This window comes from Kocuria subflava, from assembly GCF_012163155.1.
Lineage (GTDB): Bacteria > Actinomycetota > Actinomycetes > Actinomycetales > Micrococcaceae > Kocuria > Kocuria subflava.
This window is the reverse complement of record NZ_JAAVUN010000219.1, coordinates 1-541: the sequence shown is the minus strand read 5'-3', so window position 1 is coordinate 541 and position 541 is coordinate 1. Positions and strand designations below refer to the sequence as shown.

The 541-nt window shown below is 63.4% G+C and carries 1 protein-coding gene; it reads right to left on the bottom strand.

The annotated features are described in order from the left end of the window. The coding region (locus GTW58_RS13855; RefSeq protein WP_168023640.1) for an MFS transporter at nucleotides 1-541 on the bottom strand (541 nt) is incomplete at both ends.

Genomic DNA, 541 nt, shown 5'->3' with positions numbered 1-541 from the left:
GCCGTGTAGGCGATGCCGATCGGGATGGCGATGTTGATGGTCAGGTTGTAGAAGCCGATGGCCACACCCGATTTCTCCGGGGCGATCTCCCCGACCGCCGTGGACAGCAGCGGGGCGTACATGAGCGCGTACCCGGCACCGAACAGCCCGATGCCAATCACGTAGAACCCGATCCATTGATCCGTGAACACCGCCGGGACCAGGAATCCTGCGGCGATCATGGCCAGGGCGATGGTCACGGCCTGGCGCGAGTTCAGCACCTTGGCGATGGCCCCGGACAGGGTCCCGACGACGACGGCCAGGATGTACCCCGGGACGAACAGCAGCGATGTCTGGGCGACGTCCATGCCGAACAGGTCCGAGCCCAGGAACGGCAGGACGAACACGAAGCCCAGGTTCACGGAGTAGACCACGAAGACCACGAGCAGCACGAAGACGTAGGGCTTGTATTTGAAGAATTCGCTGGTCACGATCGCGTTCGCGTGTGTGCTGATGTGCCACACGAACACGGCGATGCCCACTGCCACGGGCAGGAGCCAGA